At 69.5% G+C, this 22,287-nt stretch carries 25 protein-coding genes; 10 read left to right on the forward strand and 15 right to left on the reverse strand.

Annotation, left to right across the window (positions count from 1 at the left end; translation table 11 throughout):
* Positions 1–61: 61 nt before the first annotated feature.
* The gene (locus ACYVOK_RS04475; RefSeq protein WP_460661253.1) at positions 62–163 is read right to left on the reverse strand and encodes a hypothetical protein; all 102 of its coding nucleotides are present in this window, start codon (positions 161–163) and stop codon (positions 62–64) included.
* Positions 124–894, reverse strand: coding sequence for a cupin domain-containing protein (locus tag ACYVOK_RS04480; RefSeq protein WP_460660935.1), 771 nt, complete (start codon positions 892–894; stop codon positions 124–126). The genes ACYVOK_RS04475 and ACYVOK_RS04480 overlap by 40 nt, the downstream gene beginning before the upstream one ends.
* A gap of 81 nt (positions 895–975) precedes the next feature.
* On the opposite strand from ACYVOK_RS04480, the gene ACYVOK_RS04485 reads away from it, so the two are divergent.
* Together ACYVOK_RS04485 and ACYVOK_RS04490 are read left to right on the forward strand one after the other, a co-directional pair.
* On the forward strand, positions 976–1,827 hold the full coding sequence (locus tag ACYVOK_RS04485) for an imine reductase family protein (RefSeq protein ID WP_460660936.1): 852 nt from the start codon (positions 976–978) through the stop codon (positions 1,825–1,827).
* Positions 1,824–2,357, forward strand: coding sequence for a pyridoxamine 5'-phosphate oxidase family protein (locus ACYVOK_RS04490; protein WP_460660937.1), 534 nt, complete (start codon positions 1,824–1,826; stop codon positions 2,355–2,357). Before ACYVOK_RS04485 ends, ACYVOK_RS04490 begins: the two co-directional genes overlap by 4 nt.
* Here ACYVOK_RS04490 and purB read toward each other — a convergent pair.
* The 4 genes from purB to purD are packed head-to-tail and all read right to left on the reverse strand — an operon-like array spanning position 2,333 to position 6,173.
* A complete protein-coding gene (gene purB, locus ACYVOK_RS04495; protein ID WP_460660938.1) occupies positions 2,333–3,778 on the reverse strand; it encodes an adenylosuccinate lyase in 1,446 nt (481 codons plus the stop codon). The genes ACYVOK_RS04490 and purB overlap by 25 nt on opposite strands.
* A gap of 12 nt (positions 3,779–3,790) precedes the next feature.
* Positions 3,791–4,357 carry a hypothetical protein gene (locus ACYVOK_RS04500; protein WP_460660939.1) on the reverse strand — a complete coding sequence of 189 codons (567 nt, stop codon included), beginning with the start codon at positions 4,355–4,357 and terminating at the stop codon, positions 3,791–3,793.
* Positions 4,350–4,841 carry a SigE family RNA polymerase sigma factor gene (locus tag ACYVOK_RS04505; RefSeq protein WP_460660940.1) on the reverse strand — a complete coding sequence of 164 codons (492 nt, stop codon included), beginning with the start codon at positions 4,839–4,841 and terminating at the stop codon, positions 4,350–4,352. The genes ACYVOK_RS04500 and ACYVOK_RS04505 overlap by 8 nt, the downstream gene beginning before the upstream one ends.
* A gap of 54 nt (positions 4,842–4,895) precedes the next feature.
* The gene (gene purD, locus ACYVOK_RS04510) at positions 4,896–6,173 is read right to left on the reverse strand and encodes a phosphoribosylamine--glycine ligase (protein ID WP_460660941.1); all 1,278 of its coding nucleotides are present in this window, start codon (positions 6,171–6,173) and stop codon (positions 4,896–4,898) included.
* Between the two features lie 128 nt (positions 6,174–6,301).
* Here purD and ACYVOK_RS04515 point away from each other — a divergent pair, with 128 nt between their 5' ends.
* The 5 genes from ACYVOK_RS04515 (at position 6,302) to ACYVOK_RS04535 (ending at position 10,312) form a co-directional block, all read left to right on the forward strand.
* Positions 6,302–7,159 (forward strand): SMP-30/gluconolactonase/LRE family protein, encoded by an 858-nt coding sequence (locus tag ACYVOK_RS04515; protein WP_460660942.1) that lies wholly within the window; start codon positions 6,302–6,304, stop codon positions 7,157–7,159.
* A gap of 140 nt (positions 7,160–7,299) precedes the next feature.
* Entirely contained in the window at positions 7,300–8,163 is an 864-nt protein-coding gene (locus tag ACYVOK_RS04520; protein WP_460660943.1) for an alpha/beta fold hydrolase, read from the forward strand.
* 101 nt (positions 8,164–8,264) lie between these two features.
* Complete coding sequence (locus ACYVOK_RS04525; protein WP_460660944.1) at positions 8,265–8,636, forward strand: FKBP-type peptidyl-prolyl cis-trans isomerase; 372 nt, start codon at positions 8,265–8,267, stop codon at positions 8,634–8,636.
* Between the two features lie 171 nt (positions 8,637–8,807).
* On the forward strand, positions 8,808–9,449 hold the full coding sequence (locus ACYVOK_RS04530; protein ID WP_460660945.1) for a hypothetical protein: 642 nt from the start codon (positions 8,808–8,810) through the stop codon (positions 9,447–9,449).
* Between the two features lie 149 nt (positions 9,450–9,598).
* Positions 9,599–10,312 carry an MBL fold metallo-hydrolase gene (locus ACYVOK_RS04535; protein ID WP_460661254.1) on the forward strand — a complete coding sequence of 238 codons (714 nt, stop codon included), beginning with the start codon at positions 9,599–9,601 and terminating at the stop codon, positions 10,310–10,312.
* On the opposite strand, the gene ACYVOK_RS04540 is transcribed toward ACYVOK_RS04535, so the two are convergent.
* The 3 genes from ACYVOK_RS04540 to ACYVOK_RS04550 are packed head-to-tail and all read right to left on the reverse strand — an operon-like array spanning position 10,309 to position 13,526.
* Entirely contained in the window at positions 10,309–11,397 is a 1,089-nt protein-coding gene (locus ACYVOK_RS04540; RefSeq protein WP_460660946.1) for an ABC transporter ATP-binding protein, read from the reverse strand. The genes ACYVOK_RS04535 and ACYVOK_RS04540 overlap by 4 nt on opposite strands.
* Before the next feature lie 15 nt (positions 11,398–11,412).
* The gene (locus ACYVOK_RS04545; RefSeq protein WP_460660947.1) at positions 11,413–12,456 is read right to left on the reverse strand and encodes a FecCD family ABC transporter permease; all 1,044 of its coding nucleotides are present in this window, start codon (positions 12,454–12,456) and stop codon (positions 11,413–11,415) included.
* Positions 12,456–13,526 (reverse strand): FecCD family ABC transporter permease, encoded by a 1,071-nt coding sequence (locus ACYVOK_RS04550; RefSeq protein ID WP_460660948.1) that lies wholly within the window; start codon positions 13,524–13,526, stop codon positions 12,456–12,458. Before ACYVOK_RS04550 ends, ACYVOK_RS04545 begins: the two co-directional genes overlap by 1 nt.
* 110 nt (positions 13,527–13,636) lie before the next feature.
* Between ACYVOK_RS04550 and ACYVOK_RS04555 the strand changes: the two genes are divergently transcribed.
* Positions 13,637–14,467, forward strand: coding sequence for a siderophore-interacting protein (locus ACYVOK_RS04555; protein WP_460660949.1), 831 nt, complete (start codon positions 13,637–13,639; stop codon positions 14,465–14,467).
* A 51-nt stretch (positions 14,468–14,518) separates the two neighbouring features.
* Here ACYVOK_RS04555 and ACYVOK_RS04560 read toward each other — a convergent pair whose 3' ends face one another.
* Both ACYVOK_RS04560 and ACYVOK_RS04565 read right to left on the reverse strand, forming a co-directional pair.
* Positions 14,519–15,736, reverse strand: coding sequence for an alginate lyase family protein (locus ACYVOK_RS04560; RefSeq protein ID WP_460660950.1), 1,218 nt, complete (start codon positions 15,734–15,736; stop codon positions 14,519–14,521).
* 282 nt (positions 15,737–16,018) lie between these two features.
* Positions 16,019–16,609, reverse strand: coding sequence for a TetR/AcrR family transcriptional regulator (locus ACYVOK_RS04565; RefSeq protein WP_460660951.1), 591 nt, complete (start codon positions 16,607–16,609; stop codon positions 16,019–16,021).
* Positions 16,610–16,695: 86 nt separating this feature from the next.
* Here ACYVOK_RS04565 and ACYVOK_RS04570 point away from each other — a divergent pair, with 86 nt between their 5' ends.
* The gene (locus tag ACYVOK_RS04570) at positions 16,696–17,397 is read left to right on the forward strand and encodes an SDR family oxidoreductase (RefSeq protein WP_460660952.1); all 702 of its coding nucleotides are present in this window, start codon (positions 16,696–16,698) and stop codon (positions 17,395–17,397) included.
* Between the two features lie 22 nt (positions 17,398–17,419).
* Here ACYVOK_RS04570 and ACYVOK_RS04575 read toward each other — a convergent pair whose 3' ends face one another.
* Entirely contained in the window at positions 17,420–17,740 is a 321-nt protein-coding gene (locus tag ACYVOK_RS04575; RefSeq protein WP_460660953.1) for a DUF1330 domain-containing protein, read from the reverse strand.
* A 114-nt stretch (positions 17,741–17,854) separates the two neighbouring features.
* Between ACYVOK_RS04575 and ACYVOK_RS04580 the strand changes: the two genes are divergently transcribed.
* Positions 17,855–20,221, forward strand: a complete 2,367-nt coding sequence (locus tag ACYVOK_RS04580; protein ID WP_460660954.1) for a serine/threonine-protein kinase — start codon at positions 17,855–17,857, stop codon at positions 20,219–20,221.
* A 9-nt stretch (positions 20,222–20,230) separates the two neighbouring features.
* Here ACYVOK_RS04580 and ACYVOK_RS04585 read toward each other — a convergent pair whose 3' ends face one another.
* From ACYVOK_RS04585 to ACYVOK_RS04595, 3 genes are all read right to left on the reverse strand, one after another.
* Positions 20,231–20,638, reverse strand: a complete 408-nt coding sequence (locus tag ACYVOK_RS04585; protein ID WP_460660955.1) for a PIN domain-containing protein — start codon at positions 20,636–20,638, stop codon at positions 20,231–20,233.
* Positions 20,635–20,907, reverse strand: coding sequence for a hypothetical protein (locus ACYVOK_RS04590; protein WP_460660956.1), 273 nt, complete (start codon positions 20,905–20,907; stop codon positions 20,635–20,637). Before ACYVOK_RS04590 ends, ACYVOK_RS04585 begins: the two co-directional genes overlap by 4 nt.
* Before the next feature lie 78 nt (positions 20,908–20,985).
* Positions 20,986–22,266 carry an adenylosuccinate synthase gene (locus ACYVOK_RS04595; protein ID WP_460660957.1) on the reverse strand — a complete coding sequence of 427 codons (1,281 nt, stop codon included), beginning with the start codon at positions 22,264–22,266 and terminating at the stop codon, positions 20,986–20,988.
* Between the last annotated feature and the right edge of the window lie 21 nt (positions 22,267–22,287).

A 22,287-nucleotide genomic window follows, 5' to 3' on the forward strand; every position in this document is an offset into this window, starting at 1 on the left:
CACCCCACTAACCGGACTATGGTCCTATTGAGGTTATTGGACCGCGGTCCGCTTATCAAGCTCAGGCGGCGGCTGTGCGGTACTCGCCGGGGCGGACGCCGTAGAAGCGGGTGAAGGCAGCGCTCAGGGCGAATGCGTTGGCGTAGCCGACCTTGCGGGCGATGGTGGCGAGAGTGTCGTCGGACTGCCGGAGCAGGTCCGCCGCCAGGCAGAGCGCCAACAGGTCAGGTACGACATCGGAGGCTCGCCGACCAGTTCGCGGAAGCGGCGGGAGAACGCCGCCCGCGACATCGCGGCGGCCCGCGCGAGATCCTCGACCGTCCAGCGTCGCGCCGGCTGGTCGTGGATCAGCATCAGGGCCGCTCCGACGGCCGGGTCGGTCTGCGCCGTGTACCACGCCGGGGCGCCGGAGCCGGGGCGGTCGAGCCACTCGCGCAACGCGGTCAGCAGGACCAGGTCGAGCAGCCGGTCCAGGAGAGCCTTCCGCCCGGCGCGGTCGCCGTCGAGTTCGCTACTCAGCATCGCCAGCGCCCCGCCCACCGCACCGCCGGCCGCGGGGCCGGACTCGACGGACAACATCGGCGGCAATCCGTTGAGGACCCGGTCGCAGACGCCGCTGTGGACGTCGTACGCACCCGTCACCAACACGGCATCATGGCTGTCGGACAGCGCGTACGGGTGCAGCCCCACGATGATCGCCACGGCGCCCTCCGCCAGCGGTAGCGGCGGCTGCCCGTCCACCGTCAGCACGGCCGCCCCGTGGACCATTGCCACGACCGTCAGGGCGGCGCCGTTGGGGCACTGCACCTGCCACGGCGAGACCAGGCGCGCGCTCTCGACCACCACGCCCATCGGACGGACGTCGTCGAGAAGCCGGGAAAGGGCATCGGTCACCACCCGAGTGTAGACGATGTCGTATCCGATGAGGCTTCTTGGATATTTCGTAGTGCTGTCCAGGCCAGTTGAATCGACGACATGACAGATCACCCCCGCGTCACCGTCCTCGGCGCCGGCTCGCTCGGCGCGGTCATCGCCCGGGCCTTTGCCGCCGCCGGCCACCCGACCACTGTCTGGAATCGCACGCCCCGCCGCGTCGAGCGACTGGTCGATGAGGTTCCCGCCCTGCGCCGCGCCGGCTCGATACCGGAAGCCGTCGCGAACTCCGATCTCGTCGTCCTCGCGGTCGCCGACGCCGCTGCCGCTGACGCGGTCCTGGATGCGGCGGGCACGACGCTCGGCGCGCGCATCGTCGTCAACTTCACCTCGACCACCCCAGCGCAAACCCGGGCGTTGGCCGATCGGGTCGGCACCCGCTATCTCGACGGCGCCGCCATGAGCGGGACGCGGCTCGTCGGCGACCCCTCCGGCCTGTTCCTGTACTCCGGCGCCGCCGAGACGTTCGCTGAAGCCGAACCGACCCTGGGCGCGCTTGGCGTTGCCAAGGCTGTCGGCGCCGACCCCGGTGCCGCGTCTCTGTGGGACACCGCGTTGCTGGGCCTGAACCTCGGCGTACTCGGCGCCTTCTACCAGGCCGTCGCGATGATCGGCGGCTCCGCGCGGGACGTCGCCGAGGTCGCGACGCAGTACCTGCCCTTCGCCACCGGGCTGCTCGGGGACCACGCACGGCAGATCGACGCCAAGGAGTACCCGAACGACGACGGCTCGCTCGCCGTGTACGGCGCCGCCGTCGACCACCTGATCGCCACGGCCGCCGGCCGCGGAGTCGCGACCGATCTGGCCGTACCCTTCCGGACTCTCATCACCCGGGCCGTCGAGGCCGGTCATGCCGACGACGGGCTCGCCAGCGTGACGGAGGTACTGCGATGACGACCACGGTCCCGTACGCCGAGCTTCGCGACGACCTGAGCGCGGTGCTGTCCAGAGTCCGCTACGCCACCATGTCGACCGTCGACCCGAAGGGCAGACCGCGGACCCGGGTCCTGATCGCCGTCTGGGAACTCGACCGGGACGAGCCGCTCGGCTGGCTCGCGACGTTCCGGACGCCGGTCAAGGAGCGGCACCTGGCGAACAACCCGCACACGACGTTCTCGTACTGGGACCAGAGCCAGGAGACCGCGGCGATCGACGCGATCGCCACCTGGACGGACGATCCCGGCGAGCGGCGCTTCGTGTGGGACCTGTACGAGAAGGGCTCACCGCGCGGCGTCGGATACCCACCGGCGCCGTACTGGCCCGGTGGTCCGGACAGCACGGCGTTCCAGGTCCTGAAGCTGGAGCCGTACCGCATCCAGGTCCTGCGCCGGGCGGACCTGATGACCGGCGGCCCGGACGCGTCCCGGCTGTGGACACCCGCCGCGGACCGGGCGCCTGGTCAGAGAATGTCTCCCGGGCTGTAGGTAGCGGCTTCGGGGTAGCGCTTGGCGAGCTCGTCGATCCGGGCGACCACGGTGTTCACCTGGTCCACGGCCGCGCCGGTGAAGGACAGCGGCTCGCCGACGATGCCGACGATCTGCTCCTCGGTCAGACCCAGCCGGCCGTCCTGGCCGAGCCGCCGGAACAGGTCGTTCCCGGCCAGGCCCTTGCGCAGGTCGAGCGCGGTCGCGACCGCGTGCTCCTTGATCACCTCGTGGGCGGTCTCCCGGCCGACGCCGTTCTTCACCGCGGCCATCAGCACCTTGGTCGTGGTCAGGAACGGCAGGTAACGCTCCAGCTCCCGGCCGACCACGGCCGGGTACACCCCGAACTCGTCCAGCACGGTGAGGAACGTCTCGAACAACCCGTCCAGCGCGAAGAACGCGTCCGGCAGGGCGACCCGCCGTACGACGGAACAGAAGACGTCACCCTCGTTCCACTGGTTGCCGGCCAGCTCGCCCGCCATCGAGGCGTACCCGCGCAGGATCACCGCCAGGCCGTTGACCCGCTCGCAGGACCGGGTGTTCATCTTGTGCGGCATCGCCGAGGACCCGACCTGGCCCTCCTTGAACCCCTCGGTGACGAGCTCGTGCCCGGCCATCAGCCGGATCGTTGTCGCCAGGCTCGACGGCCCGGCGGCGAGCTGGACCAGCGCCGACACGACGTCGTAGTCCAGGGACCGCGGGTACACCTGGCCGACACTCGTCAGCGTCCGGCTGAATCCGAGGTGCTCGGCGATGCCGCTTTCCAGCTGCTCTAGCTTGGCCGGGTCACCGCCGAACAGGTCCAGCATGTCCTGCGACGTACCGACCGGGCCCTTGATGCCACGCAGCGGGTACCGCTCGATCAGCTCCTCGACCCGAGCGATCGCCACCAGCAGCTCGTCCGCCGCCGACGCGAACCGCTTGCCCAGGGTGGTCGCCTGGGCGGCGACGTTGTGCGAGCGCCCGGTCATCACCAGCGCCGCGTGGTCGGCCGCCTTCTGGCCGAGCCGTACGGCGGTCGCCACGGCGCGATCGCGGACGAGCTCGAGCCCGGCCCGGATCTGCAGCTGCTCGACGTTCTCGGTCAGGTCGCGGCTGGTCATGCCCTTGTGGATGTGCTCGTGCCCGGCGAGCGCGCTGAACTCCTCGATCCGCGCCTTCACGTCGTGCCGGGTGACCCGCTCACGGGCGGCGATCGACTCCAGGTCGACCTGCTCCAGCACCCGCTCGTAGTCCTCGACCACCCCGTCCGGGACCGCGACACCCAGCTCCTTCTGAGCCTTCAGCACCGCCACCCACAGCCGCCGCTCGAGCACGATCTTGTGCTCCGGCGACCACAACTCCGCCATCGACAAACTGGCGTAACGAGACGCGAGAACGTTGGGAATCCGGGGCTTACTGGAGCTCGACACAAGCCCCATTCTCCCAGAACCTCACCGCCTGACCGTCACCAGTCCACAGGCCTGCTCGACGGCGTTGGCCGTGCAGAGCAGGTACGTGCCGTCCTCGGCGGTCTCCGGCAGAACGACGCGGTCCGGCCCTGGACCGCCGATCCCGACGTCCACCCAGCCGCCGTCACCACCGGCGGCCCACCAACGCGGTGTGTGCTCCGCCCCTTGCCCCCAGTCAGATGTCATGTAGTACAGCACCTTGTTCGGCTCAGCCGCCTTCGCCAGCTGGAATGCGATGCCGCGTCCGGTTTCCTCCGGAAAGGTCAGCGCCACCGTCGCGCCGGGACGAGCCGTGGCCGGCGTGATCTCGATGCCGCTCGGGACCCGCGGTGCCGTCGACTCTGCCGGTGCGGGTGTCGTGTCTCGATCCGCCCGCGGTGCAACGGTGATGACGGCTGCCACAACGACCACGGCGACCGCTGCCGACGCGACGGCGGTACGGCGGCGGCGCCTCGCAACAGCCGCATGCAGTACGGCGTCGAAGTCGGTGGTCGACTCGGCGGAGCGGCGGTCGGCGAGGGTCTGGAGCTCCTGTTTCAGGTCAGGCATGGTCTTCGCTCCTCAGCGTCACGGACAAAGCCTCCCGGGCGCGGGACAGGCGCGATTTCACCGTGCCCTCGGCGATCCCGAGGGTGTCTGCGACCTGGGCGACGCTCAGATCACAGACGTAGTGGAGGACGACGACCTGACGCGCCGGCATCGGCAGTTCGGCCAGCGCCCGCTCGAGGTCTCCGGCGTAGCCGTCCGCCGGGTCGGGTGCGTTCTCGGGCGTCAGCCGGCGGAACAGTTGGGCGAACCGGTGGCTGTTGCGATGCCGGTTGGCGGCAAGTCGTACGGCGACCAGCCTCACCCACGCGTCCGGAGCGTCGTACCGGGAGATCTTCGGCCAGCGCGGCACCAGCCGGACGAACGCCTCCTGGACGATGTCCTCCGCCTCGGCCCGCGACCCGGTCAGCAACGAGATGACACCGACCAGGCGCGGTTGCTGCACGGAGTAGAACTCCCGCAGCCCTTCGACATCCGCCGCCCTCATACCCACCGACACCCCCGAACCGCTTCGGCGGTTCCATTGAACGCCGGTGGAAGGTCAGACGGTGATCTCCCCGCGCGCCGCCTTGAGCGCGATGTCGGTGCGGTGCTGCGAGCCCTTGATGCGGATCTGGCCGACGGCGGCGTAGGCGCGCTGGCGAGCCTCGTCGAGATCCTTGCCGGTCGCGCTGACGGCGAGAACGCGGCCGCCCGAGGTGACGAGTTCGTCCCGGTCGAGCGCCGTACCGGCGTGGAAGACGCGGACGTCGTTCCCCTCCGCCTGGCCGATGCCGGTGATCACGTCACCCTTGCGCGGGCTGGCCGGGTACTTCTTCGCGGCCACCACGACCGTCACCGCGGCGGCGTTCTTCCAGCTCAGCGGCTCGTGATCGGCCAGCTTGCCGGTCGCGGCGGCGTACAGGACCCCACCGAGCGGGGTCTTCAGCAACGGCAGCAGCGCCTGCGTCTCCGGGTCGCCGAAGCGGCAGTTGAACTCGATCACGCGGACACCACGCGAGGTCAGCGCCAGACCGGCGTACAACAGGCCGACGAACGGCGTGCCGCGGTGGCGCAGCTCGTCCACCGTCGGCTGGAGCACCTTCTCGACGATCTCGTCGACCAGTTTTTCCGGTGCCCAGGGCAACGGTGTGTAGGCGCCCATGCCACCGGTGTTCGGGCCTTCGTCGTTGTCCGCAAGGCGTTTGAAGTCCTGGGCCGGCTGCATCGGCAGGACCGTCGTACCGTCGGTGATCGCGAACAGCGACACCTCCGGGCCGTCCAGGTACTCCTCGATCAGCACCTGCTCGCAGCCGGCCGCGTGCTGGAGTGCCTCGTCGCGGTCCGCGGTGACGACGACACCCTTGCCCGCCGCGAGACCGTCGTCCTTGACCACGTACGGCGGCCCGAACGCGTCGATCGCCTCCGCGGCCTGCTCCGGCGTCGTACACACGTACGCCCGTCCGGTCGGCACGCCGGCCGCGGCCATCACGTCCTTCGCGAACGCCTTCGACCCCTCGATCTGGGCGGCGTCCTTGGACGGACCGAAGACCGCGATCCCGGCGTCGCGGAGCGGATCGGCCAGCCCGGCCACCAGCGGCGCCTCCGGCCCGACCACGACCAGGTCGGCGCCGAACTCGGTCGCCAGCGCCAGCACCGCCTCGTGGTCGGCGATGTCCACCGACCGGCACACGACGGTCTGACCGTCGTGAGCGGGCCGCAGTACGGCGATACCGGGGTTGCCCGGAGCCGCCACGATCTCCTCGACCTCAGGATCCTGGGCCAGCGCCCAGACCAGTGCGTGTTCGCGGCCACCCGAGCCGATCACCAAAACCTTCACGGGCCATCAGCCTAGGCCATTGCGGGGACGCCCGGCGCATCCGTCCGATTCGCCGGACGATCGCTGTCGATCCGGGGTGGTGTCGTTCGTGTAGGGGGTGAGAGAACTGAACCGAAAGGAGTAGTCGGATGTCTGAGCCGAAGATCCTGCTCGAAGGACTGGTGATCGGGGAGTCCGCACGCTGGCACGACGGACGCCTGTGGTGCTCGAACTGGGGCACGCAGGAGGTGCTCGCCGTCGACGCTTCCGGCAAGGCCGAGGTGATGGCCCGCGTGCCGACGACGATCCCGTTCTCGATCGACTGGCTGCCGGACGGGCGGTTGCTCGTGGTAGCTGGGCCGGAAGGGATGCTGCTGCGCCAGGAACCGTCCGGTGAGCTGGTCACGCATGCGGACCTGTCGGCGTACGGCGGCCTGAACGAGATCGTCGTCGACGGCCGCGGGAACGTCTACGTCAACGGCGGCTGCGACTTCCAGCCGGCCGAAGGTGAGCGGCCCGGGTTCGTCCTGCTGGTGAAGCCGGACGGTTCGGTACGACGGGTGGCCGACGAACTCGCCTTCCCCAACGGGATGGTGGTGACGCCGGACAACTCCACCCTGGTCGTCGTCGAGTCGTTCGCCGCCCAGCTCACGGCGTACGACATCGCGGCCGACGGCGCCCTCTCGAACCGCCGGGTCTGGGCCCCGCGCACCGGCGACGGCATCACCATGGACGCCGACGGCGCCATCTGGGCGCCCAGCTGGTCAGACGGCCGCCCGGCCTGTCACCGGGTTGCCGAAGGCGGCGAGATCCTCGACACCGTCCTCCTGGACTATGCCTGCTTCGCCTGCGCCCTCGGCGGGGACGACGGTCGAACCCTCTACCTGCTCACCGCCGACTGGCACATGCAAGAACCCTTCGACGCCAACCTCGACCGCCTCCTCTCCACCCCCACCGGCCGCCTCCTCACCCACCCCGCCCCCACCCCGAAGGCCGGCTGGCCCTAATGGCGCCGGGGCTGGTGGTCGTCCCGTCGTGAATGCCGGTTGAGTGCAGGTTCAGGTCCTGGTCCGTGCCACCGGAGCCGGTCTAGGCTCGCGGGCACGAGCTCCACCGTGGGGGATGGGGCGGGACCAGAGGAGCTTTCATGCCGGAGCCAGCCACCAGCACGATCGACGTACCGGGCGCCACGCTGACGTACGACGTCCGCGGCGATCTCAGCGATGAACCGGTGCTGTTGCTGATCGGGTCGCCGATGGGGGCGAGCGGGTTTCCGACCCTGGCGTCGTACCTCACCGATCGGACGACCGTCACCTACGACCCGCGCGGCGTGGAGCGGAGCGTCCGCAGCGACGGCACCGGCGAGCTGTCGCCGGACGACCACGCTGCCGACCTGATCGCGCTGATCGAGAAGCTCGACGCCGGACCGGTCGACATCTTCGCCAGCAGCGGCGGCGCGGTGAACGCGTTGGCGCTGCTCACTCGGCGACCCGACCTGATCAGGACTCTGGTCGCGCACGAGCCGCCCCTGGCGGGGATCCTGCCGGATGCCAAGGCGGCGACGGCGGCGGTCGAGGACATCTACGAGACGTACCAGCGGGACGGGATGGGCGCCGGGATGGCGAAGTTCATCGCGATCACCAGCTTCAAGGGCGAGATCCCCGACGACTACACCGAGCAGCCGGCTCCCGACCCGGCGATGTTCGGCCTGCCCACCGAGGACGACGGTTCCCGCGGTGACGCCCTGCTCGGGCAGAACCTCCGCGGCTGTACGTCGTACCAACCGGACTTCGACGCCCTCGCCAAGGAGAAGGACCGCCTGGTCGTCGCCGTCGGCGAGGAGTCCGCCGGTGAGCTCGCCCACCGCGGCGGCCTCGCCGTCGCCGAACGCCTCGGCCTGACCCCGGTCGTCTTCCCCAGCAACCACGGCGGCTTCCTGGGCAACGAATACGGCATGCCCGGCAAGCCGGAGGAGTTCGCCGCCAAACTCCGCGAGGTCCTCAGCCGGTAGATCCGCGAGGCGCCGTACCCCACTCCACCGGGTACGGCGCCGACGCGGGGGAAAGCCAGCCCTGGACGGGGGTCCGGTGGGGAGTCTGATTAGCTGGGGGCATGACTGACAAGCCAGAGATCGACTTCCCGGAGGGCCCGCCGCCGGCGGACCTGGAGATCACCGACATCACTGTCGGCGACGGTGACGAGGCCAAGGCCGGGTCGCGGGTGAACGTGCACTATGTGGGCGTCGCCCACTCGACCGGCGAGGAGTTCGACGCGTCGTACAACCGGGGTGCGCCGCTGGGCTTCCAGCTCGGCGTCGGGCAGGTCATCCAGGGCTGGGACACCGGCGTCCAGGGCATGAAGGTCGGCGGCCGTCGCAAGCTGGTGATCCCGCCGCACCTCGCGTACGGCGACCGCGGCGCGGGCAACGCGATCAAGCCCGGCGAGACCCTCATCTTCGTCGTAGACCTCCTCAGCGTCAGCTGACCACTTCGTCGCCGTAGACCTGCCCAGCGTCACCTGAGGTTGCACGCGGGCGGCGGAGACGGGACAACTGCCCCCGGGTGCGTCAGAATGACGCGGCCGGGGGTTTTCCGTGGTTGCGTGTCCGTAGTTGTACTCATCCGCCTCGCCCAGCGGCTCGTTTGACTGGGAGGCATGACGACGATGGTTGCCACGACGGTCCCGGCCACGCGGGTCGGCTGGGTCCGGTACGCCGCCCTGGCCGCGAAACTGGTGCTGTTCCTTCTGTTGCTCTCAGCCCTGATCTGGCCGGACCTCAGCGGCATCAAGGGCAAGGCGACGACCGCCCGGCTGGTCGTCTATCCGATCGGCGCGATGGTTCTCCCGTTGTGGTGGTGGGCGTACGGCCGCACCCGCAGCACGTTGCACACCAGCTTCCCGTGGCGTGCCGATCTCCTCATCACCCTGCCGTGGCTGATCGACCTGATCGGCAACCGGCTCAACCTGTTCGACACGGTGAGCTGGTGGGACGACGCGATGCACCTGATCCTGTGGGGTCTGCTGACCGCCGGCGTACTGCTGGCCTTCGCGCCGCCCACGCTCTCGCGCGGCCTGACCGCCTTCGTCGCCCTCGGCTTCGGTACGACGGCCGCCGTGGTGTGGGAGCTCGGCGAGTACGTCGCCTTCATCCGCAGCTCCCCCGAACTCCAGACGGCGTACACCGACACCCTCGGCGACATGGCCCTGGGCACCCTCGGCGCCCTCACCGCCGGCCTCACCATCCACCAGGTCCGCCACCGCCTGACCCAGCAACTCCCCGGCCGCCTTACCAACTAACGGCATGCCAGGCGCCGACGCCTCCGAGACACGACCCGCAACCAGGTGCCGGACGCGGCCGCTGGTCACGCGACGGCTCGTAGGGGCGAGGCAGGAGTCAGCGGGTGGACTGCCTGGCGTGCAAGGGTGGTCGGGTGGACGTGACTGTGGTGGGGAGTGGGGATGCGTTCGGGTCAGGTGGGCGGTTTCAGACGTGTATTGCGCTTGCCGTCGATGAGGTGCCGCGGGTGCTGGTGGACTGTGGGGCGACGAGTCTGACCGCGCTTCGCCGGCAGGAGTTCGATCCGAACGAGATCGAGACCGTAGTCATCACGCATCTGCACGGCGATCACTTCGGCGGCTTGCCGTTCGTCGTGCTCGACGGGCAGTTCCGGCGGCGTACCCGGGATCTGACGGTTGTCGGTCCGCCGGGGACGCGCGAACGGCTGACCGCCGCAATGGAGACGCTCTACCCCGGGTCGTCACAAGTGCAGCGCCGGTTCGAGGTGCATGTCCTGGAGCACGTCGACCGTCAGGCGCAGCAACTGGGTGATGTCAGCATCACGCCGTACGAGGTGCGACACGCATCCGGGGCTCCGGCGTACGCCGTACGACTGGAAACGCCGACGGGGTCGCTGGCGTACTCAGGCGACACCGAGTGGACCGACGCACTCATCGACGCCGCGCACGACGCGGACCTGTTCTTGTGCGAGGGCTACAGCCCCACCCCGATCCGCTGGCACCTCGACCTCCAAACCCTCGACCACCACCGCGCGCGCTTCACCTGCCGTCAGTTGGTCCTCACCCACCTCTCCCCCACAGCCCTCGCCACCGACCTGACCGCCTGGAGGGTCGCGTACGACGGACTGCGTCTGAACGTCTAACGGTCGGTGGGTCGGCAGATGCCGTTCGCGGCGGCGGTGGCGGCCAAGGCCTGAGCCGCTGGGTTGCGGGGGACGGCGGCTTCTCGCGGAGTTGCGCCGCCGGAGCTCGGGGCGTCGGTCGAGTCCGAGCCTGGAACCGCATCGCCGGCAGCCGCGGGCGGCTCGGCCGTGGCCTGGGCTGAGACCGGCGAGGCCAACGCCGGGGGTCGGGCCGGGGAGGCCGAGCCCGAGCCCGGGGCTGGGGTTGGGGTTGGGGAGAGGGCGTCCTGGGGGCGGTCGGTGCGGGTGGTGTGGCGGCCGATGGGGACGACCATGGGGGTGCCGGCGACGGGGTCGGGGATGACTTTGACGCCGAGGCCGAAGACGTCGCGGACGACTTCTTCGGTGATGACCTCGCTCGGGTTGCCCTCGCAGACGATGGCGCCGTCCTTCATCGCGATCAGGTGGTCGCCGAACCGGCAGGCCTGGTTGAGGTCGTGCAGGACGAGGACGATCGTGCGTTCGTCCCGCTTGTTCAAGTCGACCAGCAGATCGAGGACCTCGAACTGGTGGGTCAGGTCGAGGAAGGTCGTCGGCTCGTCCAGCAGCAGAATGTCCGTCTCCTGCGCCAGCGCCATCGCGATCCACACCCGCTGCCGTTGACCCCCGGACAGTTCGTCGATCGGCCGGTCGGCGATCTCCAGCACGTCGGTCGACGTCATCGCGGCCGCGACGGCCTCGTCGTCGGCCTTCGTCCACTGCCGGATCCACCGCGTCCGCGGGTAACGGCCTCGACCGACCAGATCGGCGACCGTGATGCCCTCCGGCGCGGTCGGTGACTGCGGCAACAGTCCGAGCTTGGTGGCGACCTCGCGGGTCGGGATCGACTGGATGCTCTTCCCGTCCAGCAGCACGGTCCCGCGCGACGGCTTCAGCAACCGGGCAAGCGTCTTCAGCAGAGTCGACTTGCCGCACGCGTTGGCGCCGACGATCACCGTGATCTTCCCGGTCGGGATCCGCACGGACAGGTCGTGGATGATCTCGCGCTGGTCGTAACCGACCGCGAGGCCGTCAGCGGCGAGGCTGTGCAAGATCTCGGGTTCCACAGAGTTCTCCATCTTTCAGCCACCACTCCCCACCCGGTTGGCCCGGGCCAGCAGGAACATCAGGTACGGCGCGCCGACCACGCCGGTCACCACACCGACCGGCAACTGCGTGTCGCCGAACGCGTGCTGCGCGATCAGATCGGACAAGGCGACCACCAGCGCGCCGATCAACGCGGACGCGATCATCGCCGGCCCCGGCGACCGGGTCAGCCGCCGCGCGATCGGCGGTGCGACGAACGCGACGAAGCCGATCGGCCCGGCCGCGGCCGTGGCGACGGCCGCGAGCAGTACGCCGACCACAATCAGGCCGAGCCGCGAACTCTCGACCCGCAGCCCCAGCCCGTACGCCGTGTCGTCGCCGAGTTGCAGGATGCGTAGCCGGTGCACCATGAACACGATCAACGGAGTGAGTACCGCCAGCGTCACACCCATCGACCGGACGTTCGACCAGTCGCGGCCGTTCAGGCTGCCGGTCAACCAGATCAGCGCCTGCTGCGCGATTTCGACCCTCGCCTTGGTCAACAGGTACGACGTGACACTGGTGGCGATCGCACCGATGCCGATCCCGATCAGGATCAGCCGGTAACTCGAGACGCCCTGTCGCCAGGCCAGAACGTACATGGCGAACGCGGTCAGTACCGCGCCGAGGATCGCGAGCATGGACACCGCCACACCGGTCAGTCCCAGCGTGACGATCGCGAACACGGCGAACGCGCTGGCGCCGTACGTGACCCCGATGATGTCCGGGCTGGCCAGCGGGTTGCGGGCGATGCTCTGGAAGATCGCGCCGGACATGCCGAGCGCGGCGCCGACCATCAGGCCGGTGAGTGCCCTGGGCAACCGAAGCCGGTTGACGATGAACTCGGTCGCCCGGTCGCCGCCGCCGAACAGCGTCCTCACCACGTCGATCACCGGGATCTTGAAGTCACCCAGTGACAGCGAGACGCAGAACGCCACGAAGACGAGGACGGCCAGGACCGCGATCACCGCGAGCGAACGAGCCTGCCGGACCGCCCGCGCCCGCGCGATGACCTGAACTGCTTCGGCCGCGGTCGCCATCAGAGGTCCGCCAGCTTCCGCCGCCGTACCAGCGCGATGAAGAACGGTGCGCCGATGACCGCGGTGACGATGCCGACCTGGAGCTCACCAGGCTGGGCGACGACCCGGCCGAGGACGTCGGAGCCTAGCAGCAGGATCGGGGCGAGCAGCATCGAGTACGGCAGGATCCAGCGGTAGTCCGGCCCAGTCACCAGCCGCGCGACGTGCGGGATCGTCAGCCCGATGAAACCGATCGGTCCCGCGGCGGCGGTGGCGGCACCGCAGAGCACGACCACGATCGCCGCGACGAACAGCCGGGCCAGTCCGACCCGTTGGCCGAGCGACTTCGCCACCTCGTCGCCCAGCGACAACGCGTTGAGCACGCGCCCCGCGACCAGCGCGAGCACGATGCCGACCAGGATGAACGGCGCGACCTGCTCCGCGATGTCCGCACCCCGGCCGGCCAGCGATCCGACCGCCCAGAACCGGAACTGGTCGAACGTGTCGACGTCCCCGATCAGCAGCGCCGTGGTGAGCGACCCGAGCATCGCCGTCATCGCCGCACCGGCCAGCGCCAGCTTCACCGGCGTCGCACCCTCCCGCCCCAGCGACCCGAGCAGATAGACCGCGACCGACGCCGCGGCCGCACCGGCGAACGCGAGCCAGACGTACGCCGTCAGGCTCGCCAACCCGAACCAGTAGATGCCGGCGACAACGAACAGCGCGGCACCGCCGTTGACACCGAGGATGCCCGGATCGGCCAGCGGGTTCCGGGTGACGCCCTGCATCAGGGCACCCGACAGCCCCAGCGCGGCACCGACCAGCAGGCCGATCACCGTCCGCGGCACCCGCAGCGAGCGGATGATCACGTGATCGGTATCGGCGTCGTCGTAGTGGCGCAGCGCATCGAACACGGTCGACAGCGGGATCTGCTTCGAGCCCACCGCGATGCTGAGCACCGTTACCACCGCGAGCAGCGCGATGCAGCCGATCAGGCCCAGGAGCAGGGTCGCCCGCCGGGTTCGTCGCGGACGCGACGGAGCGGCGGCGAGCGGGTCGGCGGACGCGACCGCAGTACTGGGCGGGGGCATTGGACTTTGAGATCCTCTTAGGTAAGGCTAACCTCTAGTTGCCTCAGAATAACCCGGCGGTCCACGGGTCCGCACCTGAGTCTCCCCTGCACTGTGATGGAGAAACCAGCATGACGACTGTGCTCGAGCGGCCGATCGTGTTCGACTCGGTGTTCGCCACCGTGGCAGCGGTCGACGACATCAGCCCGCACCTGCGGCGCGTGACCTTCGTCACACCCCGGATCGCGGAAGCGGTGACCGCCGGCCCCGACCAGCGGATCAAGGTGCTGCTCCCGCCGCCCAACGGCAGTGAACTGAAACTTCCGGCCGGCCCGGACTGGTACACCGAATGGTGCGCACAGCCGGTCGACGAGCGTTTCATCATGCGGACCTATACCGTCCGAGCGCTTCGCCCCGAGGTCTCCGAGCTCGACGTCGAGTTCGTCCTGCACGGCGTGAACGGGCCCGCGTCGGCCTGGGTCAGCGAGGCGGTTCCCGGTGACCGGATCGGCCTGATCATCCCGTTCGCGGTGGACACCACCAGCACCAAGGGATTACTGCACTCCGGCGTCGACTACGTCCCGCCGGCCACCAGCATCCGCCGGGTGCTCGTCGCCGACGAGACCGCGCTGCCCGCGCTGGCCGGAATCCTGGAGCAGTTGCCGGCCGCCGTCCACGCGAGCGTCTTCGTCGAGGTTCCGGACCTCCGCGACATCCGCCCGCTGCCGACGCCGGGCACCGCCGACATCACCTGGATCGCCCCGGCCCCGGACGGCGGCCCGAACTCGTTGCTCGAGGCGCTCACAACGGCCGATCTCCCGTCCGACGCCGACTACGCCTGGGTGGCCGGTGAGTCGTCGATGATCAAGGCGGTACGACGCCACCTCGTCAACGCGGCCGGCCTACCGAAGTCCGCCATCTCGTTCCAGGGCTACTGGAAACGCGGCGAAGCCCAGGTCTGAGCAGCCGAGCGGCCGGAGGGCTCCGCGCTCCCCGGCCGCCCAGGTGGTTGATCAGGCCGGATTCTCCGCGTGGGTGAGGGTTTCCCACGCCACGAAGAGGTTGTTGGAGCCGGCCGGACGCCGGGACTCGGTCAGTGCCTGGGTGTTCGTCATCGCGAAGCCGAGCCGGGTGTGCAAGGCGTTGTACCCCACTTCGGTGATCGGTCCCAGGCCGCGATGAATCGTGCCGTCGCAGAGCCAGGACGGCACCGGCTCGAGGTTGCGCTCCCAACGTGAGTGAAACCCGAGCGCGTGCCGCAGCCGCTCACCGAACTCCGGGTAGAGGTCGACGCCCTGGATCCGCGAGGTCTCCAGCACATGGGAGATCGACGAGATGCCGTACCCGGTGTGGGTGAAGTCGCGGCAGGCCTCCTGCGTGAGCCCGTTGACGAACGTCTCCTGCCCGTGCCAGTACGAGATGATCTTCTCGCGGGTGTCGAGGTTCTGGCTCGGTTTCGTCTTCGGCAGCGGGCCGTCGGACTCCAGGTACACGAAGGCCGGCACCCGGACCCGGTAGAGCGAGATCGCCTTGTCGTACACCGCCTTGTCGTCGAGGAACACGCCGATGCCCTGGATGGCCTCGGTCATGCTCAACTCCCAGTTCCCGTTGGAGTTCGAGCCGTTGATGATCTCGGGCAGGTAGACGTTGCGCAGCATGGTGGCGAACCGGTCCGCGTTCGGCCAGTTGCCGTAGGCATGCTTGATGATCTCCGCCGCCTTCGGCCACGACGACGCCGACCACGCGGTCTGCAGCGGCGCGTTGCTGTTGGTGTGGTCGCGGATCGTCGCCGACCACGCGTCCATGATCTGGATCGCCTTCTGGGCGTAGCGATCGTCGCGGGTGATGTACCACAGCAGAGCGTCCGTGTACGCCGCGATCGCGTCCTCACGCTCGTCGGTGCAACCGTAGTTCGGGTTCGAGTACGAGCCGCACTCGACCACGGCACGCGGCTTCGGCGTCCGGCTCAACGAGGCATAGCCGCTGTTCCTGGCCTGATTGAACGCGTTCGTCCACGGCTGCGCACCGGCCTGCACCTTGGCCCGGACGAAGTCGAGTTGCGCCCGGCTCACACCGACACCGGGATGGGTGAACACGGCCGGCGCGTCGGCCGGACCGGGTACGGCGGCTGGTCGCGGATCGGCCGTGGACGCGGCGGCCGCTGAGTTGCCGAGGGCACCGGCCGCCAGTAGCGCACAGGCGGCGGCCAGGACCAGGGGTTTCTTTCGCATGGCGGATGTCCTGTTCTTCGGGGCGGTAGGACACTGCGATCCCCCGAGTGCCCGAGGCACTACCGCAGGGTCTTTGCGAAAGTTTGACGACGCGCCGTGAGCGCGTCAATATCCCGGCGAACCGGAACTTCGCCATGGAACAACGTGCCAGAAAGTCCCATCACACGTGGAACAAAGCACGACGTTGTCCCACCCGACGGCGCCGTTCTGCACCTCGGCATCGCCCGTCGTGACCGGCCAGGAATTACACCCCGTCACCGCAACCGAAGCTGCGGCGGCAGCTCAGCCCGCCTGGGTCGCCAGCTCGCCCGAGCGGACACCGGCGGCATCCAGCAGCGCGGCCGCGGTGGCCACTCCGATCCCGGCGAGCGCCTGAGCCCGGACGACCGCCCGCGCACTCGCACCGTCGAAGATCATCGTCAGCTGGATCGCCAGCGTGCCCGGGTCCTCCGCGTCCGCCTTCATCAGCTCGCGGTGGAAGAAGTCGGTCAACTGCTGCTTGAAGTGCCGGGCGACCACCGAGCCCGGATGCTCCGGGTTCTTCAGCTCGACCGCCGTACTCACGTACGGACAGCCGAGGTAATTGCCCTCCGCAACCATCCGGTCCTGCCGCTCGAACACGGCCAGGATCCGGTCCCGCGGCGGCCGGTCGTCCTCCGGCCCCGGGTGCAGCAGCGCCTGGTACGACGGGCCGCGACTGGCCAGGCTCTCGGCGATCAACTCGTCCTTGGAGCGGAACAACTGGTACATCGACTTCTTCGACACCCCGGCCGCCTTGCAGAGCGCGTCCACACCGATGTTCACGCCGTCGCGGTAGAAGAGTTCGCCCGCGGCATCCAGGAGCCGCTCGCGGGGTGTCGCCGAGGTGTTCATGCCTTCGAGAGTACCGCCTGGATTTGCATCCGGAAACAGATCGGTTTACTGTGTGGAAACTGATCTGTTTCCTCCTGGGAGTTCTGATGACAACACTCGAAGGCGCCGTCGTCCTGGTCACCGGCGGCCGGCGCGGCATCGGCAAGGCGATCGTCGACGACCTGCTCGGCCGCGAGGTCGCGAAGGTCTACGCCACCGCCCGCGACCCGAAGCCGAGCAGCGATCCGCGCGTCGTACCGTTGCCGCTCGAGATCACCGACCAGGCCTCGATCGACGCCTTGGTCGCAGCGGTCCCCGACGTCACCGTCCTGGTCAACAACGCCGGCGCGAGTTCGCCGGACACCTACCTGGACACCCCGATCGAGGACGTCCGCGCCGTCTTCGAGGCGAACTTCTTCGGCCCGCTCAACCTGACCCGCGCGCTGGTCCCGGTGATCGAGCGCAACGGCGGCGGGCACATCCTGAACGTGCACTCGGCGCTGTCCTGGGTGGCCCCGCACGGCGCGTACGCCGCGACCAAGGCCGCGTTCTGGATGCAGACCAACGCCATCCGGCTGGAACTGCTCGGCCGCGGCATCGGCGTCACCGGCCTGCACATGGGGTACGTCGACACCGACATGGTCACCGCGGTCCGCGCGCCGAAGTCGCGCCCCGAGGACATCGCCGAGCAGGCCCTCGACGGGATCGAGGCCGGCGCCTTCGAGGTGCTCGCCGACGACACCGCCCGCGGCGCCAAGGCCGGGCTGTCGCAGGACCTCACCGCCACCTACCCGCAACTCGCCGGCTGACCAGTTGCCTGCAGCAACGGAATCAGCCGAGGACGTCGGTGGCCTTGTGGGTGCGGTCGACCCCTTCGACGATCATCGCGACGCCGTCGGAGTTGTCGGTGCGCAGGTGCAGGATCTCCCGGTACGCCGGCGAGTCGTACCAGCCGCGGGCACGCTCGTAGTCGGGGAACTCGATGACGATCAGCGCGCCGTCCCACGTGCCCTCGACGTACTCCGGCTGCCCGCCGTGCACGATGAAGTGACCGTCGTACGGCGCCAGCGTCGCGTCGATCCGATCGAGGTACTCGACGATCCCCGGGCCGGGGCGGACGTTGCGCAGATTGGCGATGGCGTAGTGCTTCATGAGTGAGCCTCCTCGCTTTCGGTTGCGACAAGACTCGGCCACGGACTGAATCCAGACGATTACCTCGGAGGTCATCCCCGTCGATTGGTCTGCTGCCGACGTACCGTAGATGGCATGTCAGCGACAGGGGGATCTCCTTCCACACCGGTGGAGGAGGTGGAGGAGCGGGTCGGGCCGTACCGGTTGATCCGGCGGCTCGGGCAGGGCGGCATGGGCGTCGTGTACCTGGCCGAAGGGCCGGAACACCAAGAAGTCGCGCTCAAGGTGCTGCGGCCGCACGTCGCCCACGACCCGATCGCCCGCGCCCGGTTGCAGCGTGAAGCGACCACGCTGCAGAAGGTGAACCACCCTGGCGTGGCAGGCATCCTCGACCACGACCTGGAGTGCGATCAGCCCTACCTGGTGACACGGTTCGTGCCGGGACGGCCGCTGGACGAGCAGGTCGACGAGCGTGGGCCGCTCACACCGCGCAAGTGGCTGCCGATGGCCGGCTGTCTGGCGGAGTCGCTGCAGGCGATCCACCAGGCCGGAGTGATCCACCGCGACCTCAAGCCCGGCAACGTGATGATGTGCAACGGCAAGCCGGTCATGATCGACTTCGGCATCGCCCAGGCCGCCGACGACCTGCGACTCACCCAGACCGGCCTGGTGATCGGTACGCCGGGCTACCTGGCACCCGAGCTCATCGAGGGCGAGATGGTGTCGGAGTCCGCGGACTGGTGGGGCTGGGCCGCCACGGTGGCGTTCGCGGCCACCGGACGGCGACCGTTCGGTAAGGGGCCCTTCGAGGCGGTGCTGCACCGGGTGCACACCGGTCAGGCTGATCTGGAGGGGCTGGACCCGCGGCTGAAGCCACTGCTCGCTGCGGCGCTCTCACCGGACCGACGCGACCGGCCGACCCACGAAGAGATCATGACCGGCCTGAGTCGGTACGCCGAGGGCCGCGACGCGCTACCACCCCGTGAAAGCCCGACACTGGTGGTCTCGCCGTCCACTGCTCTGATGACGCGGGTCATGCCGTCGGAAGTCGGCTCCCATGAGCCGTCACCGGCGAAGGTCGGCTCCCATGAGCCGTCACCGGCGAAGGTCGGCTCTCATGAGCCGTCACCGGAGGAGGTGGCGCAACTCATCCCACGGGTGATCCCCCCGCTGTCCGCCTTCACCCCCCTCCGAGACAAACTCCGCAACGCCACCACCCGAAAAGCAGCCGCCGCAGCGGCAGCCAGCGCTGGCGCGGCCGGCGCCGCTGCCGGAGTGGCCAGCGCTGGTGCCGGCGTGGCCAGCGCTGGTGCCGGCGTGGCCAGCGCTGGTGCCGGCGTGGCCGGTGCTGGCAGCGGTGGCGGCGGCGCTCGGGCCGGTGTTGCAGGTACTGGCGCCGGCCTCTCCGGTCATGGTCTGGCTGGAGCTGGCCTGGCCGGTCCCGGTGTGGCGGGCCCAGGTGCTGGCGTGACCGGTCCCGGTGCGGCAGGCGCGGGTGCTGGTGTGGCCGGTCCCGGTGTGGCAGGCGCGGGTACTGGCCTGGGCGGGCCTGGTGTGGCGGGGGCTGGGGTGGGCGGGGCTCCGGTGCATCCGGCGACGTACAGTCCGGCGCCGAACGCGGCCGCACCGGCGGCGATGCCCCTGCCGTATCAGGCTTCACCCGGCTTCGCGGCTCCACCGCCGTACCAGACTTCGGCGCCGTACCAGAGCCCCGGCCTCGCGCCGTACCAGAGCCCTACCGCCCCGCCGTACCAGAGTCAGGCGCCCTTCCGGAGTCAACCTCCGGCGACGTATCAGCAGCCCAAAACGCCCCAGCAACAGCCGTACCAGGCGAAGCCGCAGCGAGCTCCCGCGACGGGTAAGCGCACGGCGGTGGTTGTGGGCGCGATGGTCGCCCTGACCGGCCTTGTCGCGCTGTACCCGGGACTCGGCTCGCTCGTCACCATCGTGCTGTTCATCATCGCGCGCACGATCGACCGTTCCAGCACAGCGCTCATGCGACGCCGTCAGATCCGCGGACGCGCAGGCCGCTCGGACGGTGTCGTCGCCGCCGCCTCAACTCCCCTGCAGCTCGTGACAGCCTCCCTGATCACCGTGCCGTGCCTGATCCTCCCGCTCCTCGCCGGTGTGGTCGTCGGAGGCATCGTCACCGGAGCCGCCGCCACCGCACGCGGCCTCGACTGGCAGCCGCTCTCAGCCGTCGGCTTCGGCACCGCCGCACTCACCGCCCTCTTCTTCGCCTGGTGGGGCCCGGGCGGCAGCTCACTTCGCCGCGGAGCCCACACCGCGGCCCGCACCGTGTTCCGCCCACGCTGGCTCTCCGCCACGGTCGCCGCTGTACTGCTGGCCCTCGGCGCCCTAACCTTCTACAACGCGACCCAGGGCGAAGGCTCCACCTGGGCCCGCACCCCCATCCAGACCCCCGACATCAACACCCGCCCCACCCTCGACGACCTCCGCGAAGCCCCCTTCCTCCGAGACCTCCCCATCATCGGCCGCTGAGAGCACGGCTCAGAGGGAGATGATCGGCACCTTCCACCGGGTGTTGCCGCGCCACGCACCACTTCGCGCCGCTTCCGCAAGGTGCGCGATATCCCCTCGATCGGAGGTCACGCAGGTCGCCGCCGACTCCAGACAACATGCGACGACCTGGGCGTCCACAACGTCTGCCCGACCGGCGACAGCCAGCAGTTCGCCGGCCGTGGTGGCCAGCTCCTGCGTCAACGGCACCACCTCGCAGCCGTCGATCAGTCGCCGCAGGCTCTGCTGTTTGTGCCCACGCCACACTTGCGCCAGCACCGCGGCGGGAACGTTCGGCTCCACACCCCGCATGAGTGCTCGCAGGTGAATGGCCCACAGACGTGGGTCATCGCGCTCGGCGGCAATCAGCGCGCCGGCGTCGTAGACCAACTGGGTCATGCCTCAGGACTCCCGGCGCCGGCCTCGTCTCCGGCGTCACGCTGCGCGTCGGCAAGCGCCTGGTCCGCCCAGGCAAGTTGGTCTCGGGTGAGCGCGCCGTGCTCCGACTCCCAGTCGGACACTGCCTGAAGACCTCGGTACAGCCGCTCGCTCCGCGCCACCAGCTCGTTCACGTAGGCCGAGGGTGTCGTGTTGGCCTCGCGGGCTCGGCGCTCGACCGCGGCCCACAGTTCCTCGTCGAACGACAGCGTCTTCTTCTTCACCGCCATACCTCGATGGTATGACTGCGGTATGACCATCGGCAAAAGCCACCCGGACCGAGAGACCCGGGTGGCCGCCGAGGTGTCTCAGAGCTGGACGATTTGGGTTCGTTCGGGGCCTACGCCGATGGCGGAGATTCGGGCTCCGCTGAGGGATTCGACGGCGCGGACGTAGGTTTGGGCTTCCTTCGGGAGGTCGTCGAAGGCGCGGCAGCCGGAGATGTCCTCGGACCAGCCGTCGAACTCCTCGTAGACCGGGACCGCGTGGTGGAAGTCGGTCTGGGTCATCGGCATCTCGTCGTGCCGGACGCCGCCGACGTCGTACGCGACGCAGACGGGGATCTTCTCGCGCCCGGTCAGCGTGTCCAGCTTGGTGAGGACGAAGTCGGAGACGCCGTTCACGCGGGCGGCGTACCGGGCGATGACCGCGTCGTACCAGCCACACCGGCGCGGCCGGCCGGTCGTCGTACCGAACTCCGCACCCTGCTGCCGCAGCCACTCACCGTCGGCGTCCAGCAGCTCGGTCGGGAACGGCCCCTCGCCAACGCGGGTGGTGTAGGCCTTGACCACCGCCATGACGCGGTCGATCCGGGTCGGCGGGATTCCGGACCCCGTGCACGCGCCCGCGGAGATCGCGTTCGAGGACGTGACGAACGGGTACGTCCCGTGGTCGACGTCCAGCAGCGTGGCCTGGCCGGCCTCCATCAGCACGGTCTTGCCGTCGTCGAGCGCCTTGTTCAGCAGCAGGCTGGTGTCCGCCACCATCGGCCTGAGGCGGTCGGCGTACCCGAGCAGCTCGTCTAGCACCTCGGAGATCTCGACCGCGCGACGGTTGTAGACCTTCACCAGCAGCTGGTTCTTCTGCTCCAGCGCGCCGGTGACCTTCTGCTCGAGGATCTTCTCGTCGTACAGGTCCTGGACCCGGATGCCGATCCGGTTCATCTTGTCCGCGTACGTCGGCCCGATGCCGCGGCCCGTGGTCCCGATCTTCCGGCTGCCGAGGAACCGCTCGGTCACCTTGTCGAGAGTCCGGTTGTACGGCGGGATCAGATGAGCACTCGCACTGACCACGAGCCGGGAGGTGTCCACACCCCGGGCCTGCAGCGCGTCGAGTTCCTCGAACAGCACACTCAGGTCGACCACGACCCCGTTGCCGATCACCGGGGTGACCCCCGGGGTGAGGATCCCGCTCGGCAGCAGGTGCAGTGCGTACTTCTCGGACCCGATCACGACCGTGTGGCCGGCGTTGTTGCCGCCGTTGAACTTGACCACGTAGTCGATGACCTCGCCCGTGTTGCCGAGCAGGTCGGTCGCCTTGCCTTTGCCCTCATCGCCCCACTGGGCGCCGACGAGCACGATCGCGGGCATCTCAGCCCTCCTCTTCACGCG

It is taken from the genome of Kribbella swartbergensis, assembly GCF_054784135.1.